Annotated in this window: 5 protein-coding genes; 4 read left to right on the forward strand and 1 reads right to left on the reverse strand. The window is 57.0% G+C overall.

What is annotated here, in order from left to right; translation table 11 throughout:
- Positions 1-119 (reverse strand): type II toxin-antitoxin system VapB family antitoxin (locus PK789_RS11690; RefSeq protein WP_503011950.1); only part of this gene is annotated, 119 nt, incomplete at its 3' end.
- 198 nt (positions 120-317) lie between these two features.
- Here PK789_RS11690 and PK789_RS11360 point away from each other — a divergent pair.
- From PK789_RS11360 to PK789_RS11375, 4 genes are all read left to right on the forward strand, one after another.
- Positions 318-851 carry a GspH/FimT family pseudopilin gene (locus tag PK789_RS11360; protein ID WP_324308919.1) on the forward strand — a complete coding sequence of 178 codons (534 nt, stop codon included), beginning with the start codon at positions 318-320 and terminating at the stop codon, positions 849-851.
- Positions 848-1,312, forward strand: a complete 465-nt coding sequence (gene pilV, locus PK789_RS11365) for a type IV pilus modification protein PilV (RefSeq protein WP_324308920.1) — start codon at positions 848-850, stop codon at positions 1,310-1,312. Before PK789_RS11360 ends, pilV begins: the two co-directional genes overlap by 4 nt.
- Complete coding sequence (locus PK789_RS11370; RefSeq protein WP_324308922.1) at positions 1,309-2,187, forward strand: PilW family protein; 879 nt, start codon at positions 1,309-1,311, stop codon at positions 2,185-2,187. Before pilV ends, PK789_RS11370 begins: the two co-directional genes overlap by 4 nt.
- A gap of 44 nt (positions 2,188-2,231) precedes the next feature.
- A partial coding sequence (locus PK789_RS11375; RefSeq protein WP_324308924.1) for a pilus assembly PilX family protein occupies positions 2,232-2,674 on the forward strand: 443 nt, incomplete at its 3' end.

Raw genomic sequence — 2,674 nt, forward strand, 5'->3', positions numbered from 1 at the left:
TCGCGGCGTGCAATGAATTCTTTGAGCGCAAGGGTGACGGCCGCTTTCTTGGACGGCTCGCCGCTGACTGCGACAACGCGATCGATGAGCTTCCGATCTAGAGCGAGATTGGTCGCCATGGGAATCACCTCAACACATCACGCTACACATTGCAGCCAGGGTGTGCGACTGGCAACCGGGCGCAAGAGTTAAGCCGTGCCGCGAAGCTGCACCCCCCAAAACCGCCCACCCCCGCCCTGCGGCCGTCCGTCGGTCATTGCTGGCATCCCGGTTGTCCCCCCGTTAAGGTTGACTCGCCAAAAAGCGAGGACGCCCCGTTGTTACAACAGCCCTTACAAAGAAGCGCCAAGCCCGCCCGGGGGTTTACCTTGGTGGAGTTGATGATCGTGATGGTTGTCATCGGTGTTTTGGCCGCGTTTGCGGTGCCCGGCATCACGGGCATGATCAATAACAGTCGTTTGAGTGGTCAGGCGGGTGAGTTGATATCCACCATGCAGCTGGCGCGGGCCGAGGCAGTACGCAGGAATGCATCCGTCGAGGTTTGCCCGACCAGCGATGGCAGCACCTGCGGTACCGGCACCAGTTGGACACGCTGGATCGTGCACGGCCCGGATCCCGGTAATGGTGGTGCGGATGAAGTCATCGCAGATAACAGCAGCAATGCCAGCGTGCAGGTCAAGAGCTCGGTGAACAGGGTCGTGTTCAAACCTTCGGGGCTGTTGGACGCCCAGCAAACGGTCACCGTCTGCATGCCCACGACGCAACCCAATATCAATCAACGCGTACTCACCATCATGATCAGTGGCGTCGTGCTTTCCAAAAATAATGATGGCGGTGGAGCATGCCCATGACCCAGTTGCAACCCTCTTTTCACACCGCACGGCAGATGCGCGGCATGAGCATGATCGAAGTACTGGTGTCAGTCATGGTGCTGGGCGTCGGCCTGCTAGGGATTGCCGCCATGCAATCCATTGCGCTGCGGGGTGGGCAAGGCTCGCTGGAAAGCAGTCAAGCAGTGATGGCCGCCAACTCCATTATCGAGGCCATGCGCGCCAATCGTGCCAATGCCAGCGCCTATGTCTATGACGGCACTGCATCTTGCGGCACCACCCCGGTAGCCGGTACCACCTTGGCAACCAATGACTTGAATTTTTGGGTAACCAGCTTGAAGACCACCATCGGGTCTGCGTCCAGCACCTGCGGGAAAATCGTATCGCTGGGAGGCAACAACTACCGCGTGACTGTGCAGTGGGATGACAGTCGTGCCGGTGGTGCAGGGACAAAAACTATTGTGACGGATGCCAGCATATGAGCCATAAATCCCAGCCTTTGCAGCGACGATCACAAGGCTTCACCTTGGTCGAGTTGATGATTGCCATGGTGTTAGGCCTGTTGGTCTTGGGTGCAGCGTTGGCTGTTTTTCAGTCCAATCAGCGCACTTTTAGCTCGAATGAAGGCCAAAACCGTGTGCAGGAAAACGCACGTATCGCTTATGAAATGATGGGCAGAGATATTCGCTCGGTGGGTAGTTCCGCCTGTTCCAGCGAGGCCATGGTGCTAGGTTCTGATAGCAACAGCACCGCGTTCCGTGCGCCATTGAACAATGACGGCACCGGGATGTCGGTGACCTCTGCGGATGATTTGTCGTATCGGGTGGCAAGTGGCACCGGAAGTACCACGTCGGTGACCTTGCTGGAAAGCACCCCCAGCGCATCCGATATTTTCAAAGCCGGTGATGTGGTGATGGTTTGCAATGCCGCCATGACCGGGTTTGCCACCGTTGGCTCGGTGGCAGGGCAAAAAATCAATTTCTCGGCAGCGTTGCCATTTGACCCATCCGATACTGCCAATGCCTCCCCCGGCAGCATTTCCATTGCACGCTTCCGCACCAATCGCTGGTATGTGGCGACGAATGGGCGTGGTAGTGGCAATTCATTGTGGGTGGCGCGTTCCGGCGGGGCAGGGCAAGAAGTCGCAGATGGTGTACAAAGCGCCACACTAGCATTCCACCAGGCTTCGGGTGGCACGCCAACCACGTACGTGGCATCACCGACCAACTTCCAATATGTAGATGCCGTGCGGTTCACACTGCCCATTCGTGCGGTATCAGAATTGAAATCGGGTGAAAATCGCAACATTAACCGCAATCTGGCCGCAACAGTCAGCATCAGGAACCGTGGGCTATGAGCAGACTTAATCGTACCGGGCTAGCCCCCAAGATGCAGCAAGGTATGTCCTTGTTGGTGGTGTTGATCTTGCTGGTTGTGATGTCCATTTTAGGTGTGGCGGTCATGCGCAGCTCATCCATGCAAGAGCGCATGGCTGCAAATCTGCGTGATCGCAGCTTGGCAACGCAGGCAGCAGAGGCCGCTTTGGCAACTGCCGTCACCAATCTGAATGGTATTGCCAAATTTCGCACCACGGCACCCGTCGCCCAAGACTGCACGGATTATGGGATATGCCCCATGTTTACTAGCAAGGGCAGCGCCACGTGGAAGCCTGGCCCTTCGGTAGGTGGTGCTAATGGTGTTCCACTATCGACGACCGATTATTGGATTGAATATCTGGGCGAAAACCAAACCGCCATGGAAATTGGTGGGGTTATTCCCAGCTCCGAAACCGTCACGCTAGGCCCGCTGTATCGCATTACTGCACGCAGTCAGGCCGTTGGCCG

The organism is Thermomonas sp. (assembly GCF_035369645.1).
In the GTDB taxonomy this organism is placed as follows: Bacteria; Pseudomonadota; Gammaproteobacteria; order Xanthomonadales; family Xanthomonadaceae; genus Thermomonas.